The organism is Pseudomonas sp. GD04158, assembly GCF_029834875.1.
GTDB lineage: Bacteria > Pseudomonadota > Gammaproteobacteria > Pseudomonadales > Pseudomonadaceae > Aquipseudomonas > Aquipseudomonas hydrolytica.
Genome location: NZ_JAODYT010000043.1, coordinates 23,593 through 40,346, shown reverse-complemented (window position 1 = coordinate 40,346; position 16,754 = coordinate 23,593). Strand labels below are relative to the sequence as shown.

16 protein-coding genes are annotated in these 16,754 nt (G+C 66.5%); 9 read left to right on the top strand and 7 right to left on the bottom strand.

The window, feature by feature from the left end:
* A partial coding sequence (locus tag N7333_RS16170) for a calcium-binding protein (RefSeq protein WP_279859070.1) occupies positions 1–993 on the bottom strand: 993 nt, incomplete at its 3' end.
* A gap of 149 nt (positions 994–1,142) precedes the next feature.
* On the opposite strand from N7333_RS16170, the gene ilvA reads away from it, so the two are divergent.
* Together ilvA and N7333_RS16160 are read left to right on the top strand one after the other, a co-directional pair.
* Positions 1,143–2,663: a threonine ammonia-lyase, biosynthetic gene (gene ilvA, locus N7333_RS16165; protein WP_279859072.1), complete on the top strand. Its 1,521-nt coding sequence runs from the start codon at positions 1,143–1,145 to the stop codon at positions 2,661–2,663.
* A gap of 92 nt (positions 2,664–2,755) precedes the next feature.
* The gene (locus N7333_RS16160) at positions 2,756–3,196 is read left to right on the top strand and encodes a DUF2269 family protein (RefSeq protein WP_129482478.1); all 441 of its coding nucleotides are present in this window, start codon (positions 2,756–2,758) and stop codon (positions 3,194–3,196) included.
* Positions 3,197–3,401: 205 nt separating this feature from the next.
* On the opposite strand, the gene N7333_RS16155 is transcribed toward N7333_RS16160, so the two are convergent.
* Positions 3,402–4,055: an HAD family hydrolase gene (locus tag N7333_RS16155; protein ID WP_012020013.1), complete on the bottom strand. Its 654-nt coding sequence runs from the start codon at positions 4,053–4,055 to the stop codon at positions 3,402–3,404.
* A gap of 144 nt (positions 4,056–4,199) precedes the next feature.
* Here N7333_RS16155 and N7333_RS16150 point away from each other — a divergent pair, with 144 nt between their 5' ends.
* The gene (locus tag N7333_RS16150) at positions 4,200–4,679 is read left to right on the top strand and encodes an RNA pyrophosphohydrolase (RefSeq protein WP_004373919.1); all 480 of its coding nucleotides are present in this window, start codon (positions 4,200–4,202) and stop codon (positions 4,677–4,679) included.
* Positions 4,680–4,697: 18 nt separating this feature from the next.
* Entirely contained in the window at positions 4,698–6,977 is a 2,280-nt protein-coding gene (gene ptsP, locus N7333_RS16145; protein ID WP_004373918.1) for a phosphoenolpyruvate--protein phosphotransferase, read from the top strand.
* 137 nt (positions 6,978–7,114) lie between these two features.
* Here ptsP and N7333_RS16140 read toward each other — a convergent pair whose 3' ends face one another.
* Complete coding sequence (locus N7333_RS16140; protein ID WP_129482479.1) at positions 7,115–7,861, bottom strand: NRDE family protein; 747 nt, start codon at positions 7,859–7,861, stop codon at positions 7,115–7,117.
* A gap of 200 nt (positions 7,862–8,061) precedes the next feature.
* Here N7333_RS16140 and N7333_RS16135 point away from each other — a divergent pair, with 200 nt between their 5' ends.
* The 3 genes from N7333_RS16135 to N7333_RS16125 are packed head-to-tail and all read left to right on the top strand — an operon-like array spanning position 8,062 to position 10,449.
* Positions 8,062–8,844 (top strand): sulfite exporter TauE/SafE family protein, encoded by a 783-nt coding sequence (locus N7333_RS16135; protein ID WP_004373916.1) that lies wholly within the window; start codon positions 8,062–8,064, stop codon positions 8,842–8,844.
* A gap of 10 nt (positions 8,845–8,854) precedes the next feature.
* Positions 8,855–9,655 (top strand): prolipoprotein diacylglyceryl transferase, encoded by an 801-nt coding sequence (lgt, locus tag N7333_RS16130; RefSeq protein WP_129482480.1) that lies wholly within the window; start codon positions 8,855–8,857, stop codon positions 9,653–9,655.
* Positions 9,655–10,449: a thymidylate synthase gene (locus N7333_RS16125; protein WP_129482481.1), complete on the top strand. Its 795-nt coding sequence runs from the start codon at positions 9,655–9,657 to the stop codon at positions 10,447–10,449. The genes lgt and N7333_RS16125 overlap by 1 nt, the downstream gene beginning before the upstream one ends.
* A 103-nt stretch (positions 10,450–10,552) precedes the next feature.
* Here N7333_RS16125 and N7333_RS16120 read toward each other — a convergent pair whose 3' ends face one another.
* The 3 genes from N7333_RS16120 to N7333_RS16110 form a co-directional block, all read right to left on the bottom strand.
* The gene (locus N7333_RS16120; RefSeq protein ID WP_129482482.1) at positions 10,553–11,920 is read right to left on the bottom strand and encodes a GTPase/DUF3482 domain-containing protein; all 1,368 of its coding nucleotides are present in this window, start codon (positions 11,918–11,920) and stop codon (positions 10,553–10,555) included.
* 96 nt (positions 11,921–12,016) lie between these two features.
* The gene (locus N7333_RS16115; protein WP_129482483.1) at positions 12,017–13,408 is read right to left on the bottom strand and encodes a DUF2868 domain-containing protein; all 1,392 of its coding nucleotides are present in this window, start codon (positions 13,406–13,408) and stop codon (positions 12,017–12,019) included.
* Positions 13,409–13,468: 60 nt separating this feature from the next.
* Positions 13,469–14,620 carry a glycerophosphodiester phosphodiesterase gene (locus N7333_RS16110; protein WP_012020010.1) on the bottom strand — a complete coding sequence of 384 codons (1,152 nt, stop codon included), beginning with the start codon at positions 14,618–14,620 and terminating at the stop codon, positions 13,469–13,471.
* A gap of 144 nt (positions 14,621–14,764) precedes the next feature.
* Between N7333_RS16110 and N7333_RS16105 the strand changes: the two genes are divergently transcribed.
* Both N7333_RS16105 and N7333_RS16100 read left to right on the top strand, forming a co-directional pair.
* On the top strand, positions 14,765–15,295 hold the full coding sequence (locus N7333_RS16105) for a dihydrofolate reductase (RefSeq protein WP_129482484.1): 531 nt from the start codon (positions 14,765–14,767) through the stop codon (positions 15,293–15,295).
* 105 nt (positions 15,296–15,400) lie between these two features.
* Positions 15,401–16,048: a YitT family protein gene (locus N7333_RS16100; RefSeq protein ID WP_004373905.1), complete on the top strand. Its 648-nt coding sequence runs from the start codon at positions 15,401–15,403 to the stop codon at positions 16,046–16,048.
* Positions 16,049–16,105: 57 nt separating this feature from the next.
* Here the strand turns inward: N7333_RS16100 and gloA are convergent, their stop codons facing one another.
* Complete coding sequence (gene gloA / locus N7333_RS16095; protein WP_096825362.1) at positions 16,106–16,633, bottom strand: lactoylglutathione lyase; 528 nt, start codon at positions 16,631–16,633, stop codon at positions 16,106–16,108.
* Positions 16,634–16,754 lie beyond the last annotated feature (121 nt).

Below are 16,754 nucleotides of genomic sequence, written 5' to 3'. Positions count from 1 at the left end.
CAGGCCGAGACGCTGGCGAATGGTGGCCTCGTTCAGTTCGGAGCCATCGTCGAAGCGAATCCTTTCGACCACGAAGGCCTTGTCCAGCAGGTAGTTGACGATGACGATGCGTTGCTCGGTGTCCAGCTCGATGGACAGCGAGCCGCCCTGCACGCCATACAGGCGCACCTGGTCGGCGGTCACCGGGCCGCGGATCTGCAGGGTGTCGATGTTGCCGGGGGTAGTGTCGTAGTCGTAGATGCGGTGGTTGCTGAAATCCCAGCTGTAGTCGACCTGGTAGTAGTCGTTGCCGGGCCCGCCGTAGAGCTGGTTCCACTGATTGTCGCCGAAGAACATCGGCTTGACCGTGCCGCCGTTGAGCACGTCGCTGTGCCGGCTGCCGATCATCATGTCGTTGCCGCCGCGGCCGAGCATGTAGGTCGGCTGGTCACCCGCCACCAGCCTGTCGGCCCATTCCTTGCCGGTCAGGCGGATGCGCTCGCCGGTGTAGCTGGGCGGATCGTCCGCGGTGCGGCCGGGCGGGGCCAGCGGGTCGATGTGGAAGCTGCGCAGAATATCCTTGTCGGTGACCTGCACGGCGCCGAAGCGAAAGCGTTCGATGCGAAACGCGGGGTCGAGGAAGAAGTTGCGTATGGTCACCACTGCCGGCGTGCTGTACAGACCGATCAGCAGGTCGTCCTGATAGCGCTCGAACGGGCCGAACTCTTCGAGGCTCTCGTTGATGATCAGGGTGTCGATGTTGCCGGGCGTGGGGTCGAAGTCGAGGATCACGTCCCGACCGTCTGCGTTGATGTCGTAGGTGTAGTAGTCGTCGCCGAGCCCGCCATACAGGCGGTTCACGCCACTGCCGCCGAGCAGCGAGTCGCTGCCGGGGCCGTCGATCAGCACGTCGTTGCCATTGCCACCGACCAGGCGGCTCGGTTCGGGGTGGGCGACCAGCAGGTCGTCGGCTGGGGTGCCTTGCACGAGCAGGCGGGAAATACCAATGGGCATGGGGAAATCCTCTGGTTGACGGTGCACTGCTCGGGTCATGAAAGCAGACTGGCGAAGCGGCCGGAGATTCCGCTCCGCTGGTCGGGTGCCCGGGTGGTCGCGCATGGGGTAGACTCGGCAGCTCCCCTCCAAGCCCTAACGCCTGCGAAATCGCCATGCTCGAACAGTACGTGAAGAAGATCCTCACCTCGCGCGTCTACGACGTCGCGGTGGAAACCCCGCTGCAACCCGCCCGCCAGCTCAGTGAGCGGCTGGGCAGCCAGATTCTGCTCAAGCGCGAGGATCTGCAGCCGGTGTACTCGTTCAAGATTCGCGGCGCCTACAACAAGCTGGCGCAGCTCTCGGCCGAAGAACTGGCGCGCGGCGTGGTCACCGCCTCGGCCGGCAACCACGCCCAGGGTCTGGCTCTGGCGGCCAAGCACCTGGGGGTGAAGGCGACCATCGTCATGCCGCGCACCACGCCGGAGCTGAAGGTGCAGGGCGTGCGTTCGCGTGGCGGCAAGGTGGTGCTGCACGGCGATGCCTTCCCCGAGGCGCTGGCGCATTCGCTGAAACTGGTGGAGGAGAAGGGCTACACCTACATTCACCCCTACGACGATCCGCTGGTGATCGCCGGGCAGGGCACCGTGGCCATGGAGGTGCTGCGCCAGCACCAGGGTCATATCGACGCCATCTTCGTGCCGGTCGGCGGTGGCGGCCTGATCGCCGGCATCGCCGCCTACGTCAAATACCTGCGCCCGGAAATCAAGGTGATCGGCGTTGAGCCGGACGACTCCAACTGCCTGCAGGCCGCCATGGCTGCGGGTGAACGCGTGGTGCTGCCGAGCGTCGGGCTGTTCGCCGACGGCGTGGCGGTGGCGCAGATCGGCCAGCACACCTTCGATATCTGCAAGCAGCATGTCGACGAGGTGATCACCGTCAGCACTGATGAAATCTGCGCGGCGATCAAGGACATCTACGACGACACCCGCTCGATCACCGAGCCGGCCGGCGCGCTGGCGGTGGCCGGGATCAAGAAGTACGTCGAGCGCCAGGGCGGCAATGGCGAAGTGCTGGTGGGCATCGATTCGGGCGCCAACGTCAACTTCGACCGTCTGCGCCACGTTGCCGAGCGCGCCGAGCTGGGCGAGAAGCGCGAGGCAATCATCGCCGTGACCATCCCCGAGCAGCCGGGCAGCTTCAAGGCCTTCTGCGAAGCGGTGGGCAAACGCCAGATCACCGAGTTCAACTACCGCTACCACACCGACCGCGAGGCGCACATCTTCGTCGGCGTGCAGACCCATCCGGAGAACGACCCACGCCAGGCGCTGGTCGAGGGCCTGCGCGCGCAGGGCTTCCCGGTGCTGGACCTGACCGACAACGAGCTGGCCAAGCTGCATATCCGCCATATGGTCGGCGGCCATGCGGCGCAGGTCAGCGACGAGATGGTGCTGCGCTTCGAGTTTCCCGAGCGCCCCGGCGCGCTGTTCAACTTCCTGCAGAAGCTCGGCGGGCGCTGGAACATCTCCATGTTCCACTACCGCAACCACGGCGCCGCCGACGGCCGTGTGGTCGCCGGCCTGCAGGTGCCCGCCGACGAGCGCCACCTGGTACCCGCGGCGCTGGACGCCATCGGTTACCCCTACTGGGACGAGAGCGACAACCCGGCTTATCGCCTGTTTCTCGGCTGAGCACCGCTTTCGACCGGTAGGGTGGATGACCCGCCAGAGCGCTGGCGGTTTATCCACCCTACGTAATCGCCTGATAACCAAGGAAGCCCCTGATGGAACACTACCTGCTGGTTCGCATTCTCCACGGCGCCCCGGGCGTTCTGCTGCTGCTCGGCCTGATCGCCCACGGCGTCATGCTGTTCAAGGCGCAGCGCAAGGCTGATGCGGCGGTGCTGGCGCGCAAGCTGCGCGTGACCCTGCTGTTCAGCTTCCCGGCGTTCGCCGTGCTGGCGCTGAGCCTGCCGGTGACCGGCTACTGGCTGGTGGATACCGCCGGCTGGCCGCTGGGGCAGACCTGGCTGCTGCTGGGCAGCATTCTCTATGCGCTGATGATGCTGCTCGGTTTGCTTCTGGCCGCCCGCCTGGCGGCCTGGCGCGCGCTGGGCGATGCGCCGGCACCGACGTCGCTCAAGCGTCTGTGCCTGATCTATGCGGGGCTGATTCTGCTGCTCTTGATCGCCATCATGGCGTTGATGGGAGCCAAGCCGGTATGAAGCAGCCGCAGAGCGGCTTCTGATGACCCTCTCCCATTTATGGGAGAGGGTGCCCGAAGGGCGGGAGAGGGCGTGTGGTTCGATGAATCTCGACTGCCCAGCCCTGTAGAGTGTCCCGGGGCCGCCCAGGCCGTGCGCCCGGCTACTAAGGCCGGAACCTGAGTGGTGCGCGCGGCGCACCCTGCGGCGTTTGTGCGGCGTGCGCTCAGCGCAGCGAAATCACCGGCCAGCCGCGTTCGAGGGCGGTGGCGCGCAGTACCTCATCCGGGTCGACCGCTACCGGGTTGGCCACGGCCTCGAGCAGCGGCAGGTCATTGCGCGAGTCGCTATAGAAGTAGGCGCCGTCCAGGTTGTACCCCGTCTCGGCCAGCCATTCGTTCAGGCGCGTCACCTTGCCGCCCTGGTAGCACGGCGTGCCGGTGATCTGCCCGGTATAGCGACCGTCCTGCATGCCGCACTCGGTGGCGATCAGCGTCTCCACGCCCAGGCGTTCGGCAATCGGAGCGGTGACGAAACGGTTGGTGGCGGTGATGATCACCAGCTTGTCACCGGCCTCACGGTGTTCGGCCAGCAGCGCCTCGCCCTTGGCCAGGATGATCGGCTCGATCACCTCGGCCATGAACTCGCGGTGCCACTGCGCCAGTTGCGCCATTTCACTGCGACCCAGAATGGCCTGGCTGAAGTTCTGGTAGGCCACCACGTCCAGCTTGCCGGCACAGTAGTCGGCATAAAAGGCGTCGTTGCGCGCCAGGTACTCGGCCGCGTCGACCAGGCCGCGCTGGCAGACGAATTCGCCCCAGCTGTGATCGCTGTCGCCAGCCAGCAGGGTGTTGTCGAGATCGAAAAGGGCCAAGCGCACGGTTCTGTACCTGTTCTGCAAATGTTCGGGGCGCGCCAGAATAGCGGCTTTGGCCGGGCTTTCCCACTGCCTCCAAACCCGCGTTGCTGCTGGACTCGGCTTTGTGGAACAATGCCGGAACTTGCGTGTACGAGGTTGCCTGCCGTGATCGATTCTGATGGTTTCCGCCCGAATGTCGGCATCATCCTGACCAATGATGTCGGGCAGGTGCTCTGGGCCCGGCGCATCAACCAGGATGCCTGGCAGTTTCCCCAGGGCGGCATCAACGATCGTGAGTCGCCGGAAGAGGCGCTGTACCGCGAACTGAACGAAGAAGTGGGGCTGGAAGAGCAGGATGTGAAGATCCTCGCCTGCACCCGCGGCTGGTTGCGTTATCGTCTGCCGCAGCGCCTGGTGCGCACCCACAGCCAGCCGCTGTGCATCGGGCAGAAGCAGAAGTGGTTTCTGCTGCGCCTGACCGGTGCCGAGGACCGGGTGCGCATGGACCTGACCGGCAAGCCCGAGTTCGATGGCTGGCGCTGGGTCAGCTACTGGTACCCGCTGGGCCAGGTGGTCACATTCAAGCGCGAGGTGTACCGCCGCGCACTCAAGGAACTCGCCCCGCGCCTGATAGTGCGCGACTGATACGGACCGCAATCGAGCATGCTCAACACGCTGCGCAAGATCGTCCAGGAAGTTAACGCCGCCAAGGATCTCAAGGCGGCGCTGTCGATCATCGTGCAGCGGGTCAAGGAGGCCATGGGCAGCCAGGTGTGCTCGGTCTACCTGCTCGACGCGGAAACCAACCGTTTCGTGCTGATGGCCACCGAAGGCCTCAACAAGCGCTCCATCGGCAAGGTCAGCATGGCCCCCAGCGAAGGCCTGGTCGGCCTGGTCGGTACCCGCGAGGAACCGCTGAACCTGGAAAACGCCGCCGATCACCCGCGCTATCGCTACTTCGCCGAGACCGGCGAGGAGCGCTACGCCTCCTTCCTCGGCGCACCGATCATCCACCATCGCCGCGTGATGGGCGTACTGGTGGTGCAGCAGAAGGAGCGCCGCCAGTTCGACGAGGGCGAGGAAGCCTTCCTGGTCACCATGAGCGCGCAGCTCGCCGGCGTTATCGCCCATGCCGAGGCGACTGGTTCGATTCGGGGCCTCGGTCGCCAGGGCAAGGGTGTGCAGGAGGCCAAGTTCGTCGGCGTGCCGGGCGCGCCTGGGGCGGCGGTGGGTACTGCGGTGGTGGTGCTGCCCCCGGCTGATCTGAACGTGGTGCCGGACCGCAGCGTCGACGATATCGCCGCCGAGCTGGAGCTGTTCGACAAGGCCCTGGGCTGGGTGCGCGAGGACATGCAGGAGCTGTCCGAGAAACTCGCCACGCAGTTGCGCAAGGAAGAGCGCGCGCTGTTCGACGTGTACCTGATGATGCTCGACGATGCCGCCCTGGGTAACGAGGTGCGCAAGGTCATCAAGAGCGGCCAGTGGGCGCAGGGCGCCCTGCGTCAGGTGGTGCTCGACCACGTCAAACGCTTCGAGCTGATGGACGATGCCTACCTGCGCGAGCGCGCCAGCGACGTGCGCGACCTCGGCCGACGCCTGCTCGCCTACCTGCAGGAAGAACGCAAGACCTCGCTGGTCTACCCGGACAACACCATCCTGGTCAGCGAGGAACTGTCGCCGGCGATGCTCGGCGAAGTCCCCGAAGGCAAGCTGGCCGGTCTGATCTCGGTCACCGGCTCGGGCAACTCCCACGTGGCGATCTTCGCCCGCGCCATGGGCATCCCCACGGTCATGGGCGTGGTCGATCTGCCGTATTCGAAGATCGACGGCATCAAGCTGATCGTCGACGGCTACCACGGCGAAGTCTTCACCAACCCCAGCGAGCTGCTGAGCAAGCAGTACGCCGACGTGGTCGAGGAGGAGCGTCAGCTCACCGAAGGGCTCGATGCCCTGCGCGCGTTGCCCTGCGAGACGCTCGACGGCCACCGCATGCCGCTGTGGGTCAATACCGGCCTGCTCGCCGACGTGGCCCGTGCCCAGCAGCGCGGTGCCGAGGGCGTCGGCCTGTACCGCACCGAAGTGCCGTTCATGATCAACGAGCGCTTCCCCAGCGAGAAGGAGCAGCTCGCCACTTACCGCGAACAGCTGCAGGCCTTTCACCCGCTGCCGGTGACCATGCGCACCCTGGATATCGGCGGTGACAAGGCGCTGTCCTATTTCCCGATCAAGGAAGAGAACCCCTTCCTCGGCTGGCGCGGCATTCGCGTCACCCTCGACCACCCGGAAATCTTCCTGGTGCAGACCCGCGCCATGCTCAAGGCCAGCGAGGGACTGAACAACCTGCGTATCCTGCTGCCGATGATTTCCGGCACCCAGGAGCTGGAAGAGGCGCTGCACCTGATTCACCGCGCCTGGGGCGAGGTGCGTGACGAAGGCACCGACGTGCCGCTGCCGCCTATCGGCGTGATGATCGAGATCCCGGCGGCGGTGTACCAGACCCGGGAGCTGGCGCGCCAGGTGGACTTCCTCTCGGTCGGCTCCAACGACCTCACCCAGTACCTGCTGGCGGTCGACCGCAACAACCCGCGGGTCGCCGACCTCTACGACTTCCTCCACCCGGCGGTGCTGCAGGCGCTGCAGAAGGTGGTCAACGACGCGCATCTCGAAGGCAAGCCGGTGAGCATCTGCGGCGAGATGGCCGGCGATCCGGCCGCGGCCGTGCTGCTGCTGGCCATGGGCTTCGATTCGCTGTCGATGAACGCCACCAACCTGCCCAAGGTGAAATGGCTGCTGCGTCAGGTCACCCAGAGCAAGGCCAAGGAGTTGCTCGGTCAGGTGATGACCATGGACAATCCGCACCTGATCTACAGCACCCTGCACCTGGCGCTGCGCAATCTGGGCCTGGGTCGGGTGATCAACCCAGCGTCGAATATCCAGGCCTGAACCGCGGCTGCGGGCCGCGGCGATGACCCTGACGTAGGGTGCGCCGTGCGCACCAACCGCCTCTCTGCTGACATTGGCTCGCGCGGCCGCCTCGTCCACCAATGGTGGATGGAAGCGTTATCCACCCTACGCCCCGCTTACCTGCGGATGGCGACCTCGCCCAGCGGCACGCCCTGCGGGCCGAAGCTGTGTTCGACCAGCTCCCAGCTGGCGTCGGCGTTGAGGATCAGCGCCGTGCTGGCGCGGGTGCCGTAGTTGGCGCTGGCGATAAATACCGTCGACAGCAGGCGCTCGACCGCCGGGCCGACGCCGGTGTCCGGCAGCAGATGCTCGGGTGGCCGCTCGGTATCGGCCAACAATGCCAGCAGGCGCTCGCTGTCCGGTGCGTCCAGGCAATTCTCCAGCGCGGCCTTGGCCCGCTGCAGCTTGGGCCAGGGGCTGTCGAGTCTGGCGTTGGACAGGCCGTAGAGACCTTCCGCCAGGGCGTGCGGCTGGTCTTCCTGGCTGTTGTAGTACCAGAGCTGTCGCCTATCACCGAGCAGCAGGTTGAAGCCGGCGTAATCCGCGGCTTTGTCCGCCACTCGCTGCAGGTAGGCCTGGGGCTCCAGCGCGCTGCGCAGGAAGTCGATCGGCAGCTCGCCGCGCGAGCGCCGCCCGGGCGGCTGGCTGGGGTCGCGGATATTGGTCAGCGCGGCGAAGCGCCCGTCCGCGGTTACCCCCAACCAGGTGCCGCCTGCCTGCAGGTCGCGTCCGGCGAACAGACCGGGGGCATCTTCCCATTCGCGCAGGGGCCAGGTTGGGCGGCTATAGAACTCGTCACGATTGGCGGCCAGCAGCAGCGGCTGCGGATGACCGGGGCGCCAGGCAAGAACGATCAGGCACATGGGGCGATCCTGGTGTGAGTGTCGCCTAGCAGGCTAGCACGAGCGGTAACCTGGCGTTCTAGCTATCAGATGCACATTCATTCTCAGTATCGCCATCGCTTCGCAAGCCGCAGGGGGCGCGATCACCTGTCCCCGACGCCCGGAGCCTGCCGTTGCCCAGGCAATTCCGTTACCATGCCGCTTTGTTTTTGGGGGTGTCGATGGAACTGCTGCTCTACCTGGTGCTGGGTGCGGCCGCCGGTGTGCTGGCTGGCCTGTTCGGCGTGGGTGGCGGGTTGATCATCGTGCCGGTACTGGTGCTGAGCTTCACCTCGCAGGGCATGCCGAGCGAGATCCTCACCCACCTGGCGGTAGGTACCTCGCTGGCGACCATCGTCTTTACCTCGATCAATTCGCTGCTCGAGCATCATCGCAAGGGCGCGGTGCGCTGGCCGCTGTTTCGCTGGCTGAGCCTGGGGATTCTGCTCGGTGCGGCGCTGGGGGCACTGACCGCGGCGCTGATTCAGGGGCCGCTGCTGCAGAAGATCATCGGCACCTTCGCCATCGTCATCGCCGTGCAGCTGGCGCTGGACCTGAAACCCAGGGCCAGTCGCGATGTCCCAGGCAAGCCCGCGCTGGCGGTGGCTGGCGGGGTAATCGGCTGGGCTTCGGCGATCTTCGGCATCGGCGGCGGTTCGTTGACCGTGCCCTTTCTGGTCTGGCGCAGCGTACCGATGCAGCAGGCGGTGGCGACGTCGGCAGCCTGTGGTCTGCCGATCGCCATCGCCGGCGCGCTGAGTTTCATGTTCACCGGCTGGGGGAATCCGAATCTGCCGCAGTGGAGCGTCGGGTTCATCTATCTCCCGGCATTGCTGGGGATTGCGCTGACCAGCATGTTCTTTGCCCGTTTCGGCGCGCGTCTGGCCCATCGCCTGTCGCCGCGTCTGCTCAAGCGTCTGTTCGCCCTGCTGCTGCTGAGCGTGGGCCTGAGTTTTCTGATCTAAGGAGTTTCTGATGCTGCCTTATCCGCAGATCGACCCGGTGGCCATTGCCCTCGGCCCGCTGAAAATCCATTGGTACGGCCTGATGTACCTGGTGGGTATTGGAGGTGCCTGGTGGCTGGCGTCGCGCCGCCTGGCGCGCTTCGATGCCAGCTGGAGCAAGGAAAAGCTGTCCGATCTGGTGTTCTGGGTGGCCATGGGCGTGATTCTCGGCGGGCGCCTGGGTTACGTGTTCTTCTATGACTTTGCCGCCTATATCGCCGAACCGGCGAAGATCCTGCGGGTCTGGGAAGGCGGCATGTCGTTCCACGGCGGGCTGATCGGGGTGATGCTGGCGACCTGGTGGTTCGGCAAGCGCAATGGCAAGAGCTTCTTCGAGCTGATGGACTTTATCGCCCCGCTGGTACCCATCGGCCTGGGCGCCGGACGCATCGGCAACTTCATCAACGCCGAGCTGTGGGGCAAGGCCACCGATGTGCCCTGGGCGATGGTCTTCCCCACCGACCCTGAGCAACTGGCGCGCCATCCGTCGCAGCTGTACCAGTTCGCCCTGGAGGGCGTGGTGCTGTTCACCATCCTCTGGTTCTATTCGCGCAAACCGCGGCCGACCATGGCCGTGTCCGGCATGTTCGCCGCCTGCTACGGCGTGTTCCGCTTCATCGTCGAGTTCGTTCGCGTGCCGGATGCCCAGCTGGGCTACCTGGCCTGGGGCTGGCTGACCATGGGGCAGATCCTCTGCCTGCCGATGATCCTCGGCGGCATCGGCCTGATCGCCTACGCCTACAAGCGCCAGCCCGTACAAGGAGCCGCCTGATGAAACAGTACCTCGACCTGATGCGCCATGTGCGCAAGCACGGCACCTTCAAGGAAGACCGCACCGGTACCGGCACCTACAGCGTGTTCGGCTACCAGATGCGCTTCGACCTGGCCGATGGCTTCCCCATCGTCACCACCAAGAAGTGTCACCTGCGCTCGATCATCCACGAGCTGCTGTGGTTCCTGCAGGGCGACACCAACATCAAGTACCTCAAGGACAACGGCGTCAGCATCTGGGACGAGTGGGCCGACGAGAACGGCGACCTCGGCCCGGTCTACGGCTACCAGTGGCGCAGTTGGCCGGCGCCCAATGGCGAGTCCATCGACCAGATCGCCAAACTGATCGAGATGATCAGGAAGAACCCGGATTCGCGCCGTCTGATCGTCTCGGCCTGGAACCCGGCGCTGGTCGAGCAGATGGCCCTGCCGCCGTGCCACGCGCTGTTCCAGTTCTATGTGGCCGACGGCAAGCTGAGCTGCCAGCTGTATCAGCGCTCGGCGGACATCTTCCTCGGCGTGCCCTTCAATATCGCCAGCTACGCGCTGCTGACGCTGATGGTGGCGCAGGTGTGCGATCTGCAGCCGGGCGAGTTCATCTGGACCGGCGGCGACTGCCACCTGTACGCCAACCATATCGAGCAGGCCGACCTGCAGCTGACCCGCCAGCCGCTGCCGCTGCCGACCATGAAGCTCAACCCCGAGGTAAAGGACCTGCTGGCCTTCAGGTTCGAGGACTTCGAACTGGTCGGCTACGAGGCGCACCCACATATCAAGGCGCCGGTGGCGGTGTAGGGCCTGCTCGGGGGCGGCTCGCCCCTCATTTCCGTTCACCCAGGCCAAGGGGCCGCGCTCGTAGGGTGCGCCGCGCGCACCTGATGGCTCGGACTCGTCCGGGTCAGGGCAACTCTGACGCCAGGCGCTGCACCTGTTCATGGCGGTCAGCCTCTTCCAGGCGTGCGCCGGGGTTGAGCGACGACCATTCGGGATGGGCGCGTGCCACGTTCAGTGGGGCGGGCAGCTTGCCCTGGCGCCATAGGGTTTCCTGCGGGGCGCCGAGGGCGATGGCGTCCATGGCGGCGTGGCCGCGTTTATCCAGTGCCGCCAGCAGTTGCTGCTGACGCAGGGCAAGCAGGCGCAGCACGGCGTCGTCGACGGTCAGCTCGCGCTGGCCCTTCAGTTTTCCTTTCAGTCTTTCCCCGTAATTGCGCAGGGTCTGCGCGCTGCCACCGATCACCGCGCCCAATGCGGCAGCCGCGCCGAGGGTGATGCCGCCGACCAGCAGGTCGACGCCTACGCCGGTGGCAGCACCTGCGGCCATGCCGCCGCCGACCTTGATGCCCAGTTGCTTGAGGGTTTCCGGGTTGAACAGATCGTCGCCCCAGCGGCCATCGAGCAGCGGCAGGTCGGCCGCCTTGGCATCGCTGCTGCGGAAGGCGTACAGGCGCAGCAGGGCTTCGACGCAGCGCTGTTCACGCTGGCGAATGGCTGCACGCAGCTCGTTCACGGCGGCCTGCTCCAGCAACGGCTGAGCGGCGACGCTGCGGCGGCAGGCGGCGCAGTCGATCAGCAGCTCGGCGATCAGGCGCTGACCGGCCTGGCGCCGCGTGCGGCGCTGCGCCTCGTGATCCTCGATCAGGCGCTGCAACTGCGGGCGCGAGCGCTCCAGCAGCAGGGCGAGGCTTTCGTAGAGACGCCGTTCGCCATCCTCCGGCGGTGCCACGCTGTCGAACGCCACCAGGGCGTGCAGGCCGAGACGCGCCAGGGCTTCGCGCCACTCGCCTTCGCGGTGGCTGGCGCTGGCGACGAAGTTGAGCACCGGCAGCAGCGGGCGGCCGCACATGGTCAGTACCGCCAGTTCGTCGCGGTACTTGGCCAGCACTGGCTCGCGCACGTCGATCACGTACAGGCCGGCGTCGGAGGCCAGCAACTGGCGCAGCACCTTGGCTTCCTGCTCATAGCGCTGGCGCGCCTCGCTGCCTTCGAGGAAACGGGCCAGACGCGCCGGGCCGTCCAGCCGCTCGCCGGGACGGTCGAGGCGCTCCAGGTAGTCGAGCAGGGCGATGGCGTCTTCCAGGCCGGGGGTGTCGTACAGCTCCAGCAGCGCCTGGCCGTCCACCGACAGCCGCGCACCCTCGACATGGCGCGTGGTGCTGGCGCGCGGCGAGACTTCGCCGAATTCCACATCGCGGGTCAGGGTGCGCAGCAGCGAGGTTTTGCCGACGTTGGTATGGCCGACCAGGGCGAGTTTCAGCGGCTGGTTCATGGTGTAGACCCTGGCACGGTTTCCCCGGATTGCATCCGGGCTACGCGCTCCCCTCTCCCGCCCGCGCGAGAGGGGGTGGGGGAGAGAAGGTGGTGATCAGTCATGTCCGCTCTCCAGCCAGTTCAGCGGCGCGGTGTCGCCATGGGGCAGTCCCAGCGTGCCGAGGGCCTGGTGCCAGTCCGCCAGGCGGGCGCTGTCCAGGCATTCGCCGGGGGCAGGCGGCAGCAGCCAGATGCGTGTGGCAGAAGACGAGCGTGCCAGTTCGCCGAGCAGCGCCAGCGTGCCGCGATCCGGCGAGCGGCGTGGGTCGCAGGCGATGGCCAGGCGCTGGGGCGGGAAGCGGGTCAGCTGTTCGAGCAACTGGCGGCGCTGCTCGCGGCTGTCGATCACCCCGGCATCGGCCACGCCCTTCGGTAGCGGCAGCGGTGGCCAGGGACGGCGCTCGTCCAGCTCCAGGCCGAGCAGGAGGGCGCCACTGCCAGGTTGGGCATTGGCGCCGCCTTGCGGCTGGTGCAGAGCGGCTGGCGCCAGGTCGCAGACGCCGAGGCGTTCGCTGTCCGGTTGCAGGCGCTGTCGCAGCAGGCTGTAGCCCGGCAGGTCGAGATCCAGGCGCAGCCTGCGCGTGCCTGACTGCCAGCGCCACAGGCACAGCAGCGCCAGCAGCAGGCGTGGCAGCAGGCCGTAGACCAGCACCACGCCGACCAGCCAGCCGGCCCAGCTCTGCCGGGCGGCTTCGCTGGCGATGGCGGCATCGCCGCTGGCGCGAATGACCTCGATATCCGGCAGGCTGAAACCGAGCAGCGCGGGCAGGGCGCCGATGCTCTGGGTCAGGGCGATGAAGGTGTCGCCGGCGAGGATGGTGGTCTCCCAGACGAAGCCGTAGCGGCGGGTGGCGAGCAGCAGCAACAGGGTGGTCAGCGCGGCGAGCATGGCCAGGGTCCACAGGCCGTTGACCAGCAGGCCCAGGCCCCAGCGAGTCAGGCGCTGGCGTTGCAGCATCAGCAGCAGGGCCGGGGCCAATTGCGCGGCGCTGGCATCGCGCGCCAGCTTCTCGCTGAGCCATAGCCACAGACGACCGAGTGCGCCGGGGTGGTCGCGTGTCAGCAGCAGGCCGAGCAGCCAGCCAAGCAACATCAGCAGGTTTAGCCCGAGCAGGCTGCCCAGGGCCCAGAACACATTGACCGGCTGACGCCCGTCGCCCAGTGCCGCCAGGGCCAGGCCGGCGCCGCTGAGCAGGGCCAGCAGGGCGAGCAGCAGGCCGGCCAGGCGCGCGCCCTGCAGCCAGTGCAGCAGCGCCTGCCACTGACCATCACGGCGGGCCAGAAACAGGGCGCGATGCTGGATGCGCTCGGCCAGGTCGCCGTCCTCGGCGCGGGCCAGGCGATTGGCCTCGGCGTCTTCGAGCGGGCCGGCGTGTTCCTCGCGCAGGCGAATGGTCTCGCTGAGCCAGAGGCGTTGCAGGGGCGTAGGGGAGGAGGCGTCAGTCACGCGGCGTCTCGTCGTGCGGATCAGGGGTTGAGGATAACCCCTGATCCGTCACGGCGCGACTCAGCGCTGCTGGCGCAGGCGCACGGCGATGTCCGGCTGGTCGATGAACAGACCGTCGATGCCGGTGGCGAGGAAGGCGCGCAGCTCTGCCTCGATATCGCCGCGCTCGGCCGGTTCGCTGCCGTTGCGCAGGCTGGTGGGCAGGAAGGCGTTCTCGGCGCGGAAGGTGTAGGGGTGGACCTTGAGCTTGGCCGCATGGGCGTCACGCACCAGGCTGGTGGGCGTGGTCAGATTGCCGGCGGCGTCGCGCGGGATGACCATGCCTTTCTCCGGGCCGATGCCGCTGGCGTAGCGGGCGATGGCCTTCAGGCCCTTGGGCGTGATCATCTGCGCGTAGCTCAGACCGGTGCCGAGCACCTGCTGGTCATAGGGCTGGCCCTCGGTCCACAGCAGTTGCACCAGGCGCACCTGGGTCAGACGGCTGAGGGTCTTGAGGTTCTCCACCTCGAAGGACTGGATGTACACCGGCGCCTTGGCGCTGTTGTAACCGTTGCGCTTAAGCACCTTGACCAGTGGCTGCTCCATGGCCAGGCCGATCTGCTGGAAGTGGGTCGGGTGCTTGGTTTCCGGGTACAGGCCGATGACCCGCTGCTGGCTGAGTTGCAGGCTCTTCACCAGGTCGATGATCTCCTGCAGGGTTGGGATCTCGAACTGGCCGTCGAAACGGGTATTGGCCGGGCGCACCTGCGGGATGCGTTCGATGGCGCGCAGGGTCTTGAGTTCGGCCAGGCTGAAGTCCTCGCTGAACCAGCCCTCCAGGCTGACGCCGTCCACCGTCTGGGTGCGCTTGCGGTTGGCGAACTCCGGACGCTGTGCCACGTCGGTGGTCAGCCCCAGCTCGTTGTCATGACGGGCCACCAGCTGGCCGTCGCGGGTCATCACCAGGTCCGGCTCGACGTAATCCGCGCCCTGCAGGATGGCCAGGGCGTAGGCCGCCAGGGTGTGTTCGGGGACGTAACCGCTGGCGCCGCGGTGGGCGATGACCAGCGGTTTGGCGTCGCCATGGGGCTTGCCCTTGTGCGCCAGGGGCTGTTGCTGCGCCCAGTCGATGGCGGCCTGCACGCTGTCGGGCTTGGCTGGCGCGGCGAGGCCGAGGGTCGGTAGCAACAGGCCGGCGCAGAGCAGCCAGCTGCGAAGCGGTTTGGTCAACATGGTGGTACCTCCTTGCACGGGGATGGAAACCCAAGCCTGCACCGGCAAGGGTGACGATTCTGCTACAGAGGTCCAAGCCTAGACGGTTCTGTGCGCCATTCGGCAAAGCCAAAGGTGGGCTGCGGGTGCGCGGGGCGCTCTGCTATGCTCGCGGCCATGAAAACGACACTGCCCCTCTGCCTGATCGCCGCCCTCGCCGACAACCGCGTGATCGGCCGCGACAACCAACTGCCCTGGCATCTGCCGGCGGATCTCAAGCACTTCAAGGCCCTGACGCTGGGCAAGCCGATCATCATGGGGCGCAAGACCTGGGATTCGCTCGGTCGCCCGCTGCCGGGCCGGCTCAATCTGGTGGTCAGCCGCCAGCCGGGCCTGACCCTGGAGGGCGCCGAGGTATTCGCCACCCTGGAAGCGGCCATCGAGCGCGCCGATGTTTGGGCGCGTGAAGAGGATGCCGAGGAACTGATGCTGATCGGCGGCGCGCAGCTCTATGAGCTGGGCCTGGAACAGGCCGATCGCCTGTATCTGACCCGGGTCGGCCTCGAGCCTGAGGGTGATGCGTTCTTTCCGCAAATCGACGAGTCGGCCTGGCGCATGACCTCCAGCGTCGAGCATCCGGCCTCCGCCGAGACGCCCTTCTACGCCTTCGAAGTGTGGGAACGGCGCGGCGCATAAGCATAACGACCGTTCCGGCTGTCTCTGCCGCCTGATCCCACCAGCGCGCAAGACAGCCATTGCCTTGCCTCTGCCGTAATTTGAATGTTGCTGCAGGAATTTTCGATGACTGATCAATCACCCGTCGACGAGCGCCCGAGCGCCGTCGCTGCACTCTTCGTGCGCCACCCGCTGTGGGAGGATGCGCTGGCCTTGCTGTTCGGCACCGCCCTGGTGGCCTTGGGCATCGCCTTTTATACGCATGCCGGCCTGCTCACCGGCGGCACCGTCGGCATCGCCTTTCTGGCCAACTATCAGGCCGGCTGGTCGTTCGGGCTGGTGTTCTGCCTGGTCAACCTGCCGTTCTACCTGCTCGGTATCTGGCGCATGGGCTGGGGCTTCACCCTGCGTACCGGTTGCGCGGTGCTGCTGGTTTCGCTGCTGGCCGAGGCGACGCCGCACTGGGTCGCCTTCGCTCACCTCAGCGCGCTTTATGCCGCATTGTTCGGTGGCGCTGCGATGGGCCTGGGGTTGCTCATGTTGTTCCGCCATCGCGCCAGCCTGGGCGGGGTGAACATTCTCGCCCTGTACATGCAGGAACGCTTCGGCTTTCGTGCGGGTGCGGTGCAGATGGCCATCGACGCGAGTATCGTGCTGGCGGCCATCTTCGTGGTGTCGCCAGACAAGGTGCTGCTCTCGGTGCTGGGGGCGGTGATGCTCAATCTGGTGCTGGCGATCAATCACCGGGCCGATCGTTACGTCGGCGTCAGTTGATCCCTGCGACGACGTGGGGCAGCCTCGCGGGAGGCAGCCCCTCGCTAGGTTCGAGCGTCAGATCACTTCGGTGAACTGGATGATCTCCACCCAGTAGCCGTCCGGGTCCTTGATAAAGGCGATGTCGCGCATGCGCCCGTCGGTCAGGCGCTTCTGGAAGGGCACACCGAGGTCTTCGAAACGCTGGCAGGCCGCCTTGATGTCCGGCACCGACACGCACAGGTGGCCGAAGCCGCGCGGGTCGCTGTTGCCGCTGTGGTAGGCAAATTCCGGGTCTTTCTCGGTGCCGTAGTTATAGGTCAGCTCCAGCACACCGGGGATGGACTTGCGCCACTGATGGCGGGCGGCCGGATCGGCCGGGATCTGCGATTTGTCGGCGATCAAGGCGAGGAAGTACAGGCTGAACTCGGCGTCGGGGAAATCCTTCTTCTCCAGCAGGGTGAAGCCCAGCACGCGGGTGTAGAAGTCCAGGGATTTCTGCAGATCCTTCACGCGGATCATGGTGTGGTTGTAGACGAAGTCGGCGGTGGCGACGTCGGGCTTGGCGGTCACGCCGGGAATGGCGTTGAGCTCGTCGAGGGTCATGGGGTTCTCCATCAGGCGGGAATGGGGTCGGCGCTGAAAGGCCGTATCTGCCTAGATGGCTTCGCCCATGGCGTTTTTCAAGGTCGAATGTCACAGCAGGGTGGATGGGACTCGTTCATCT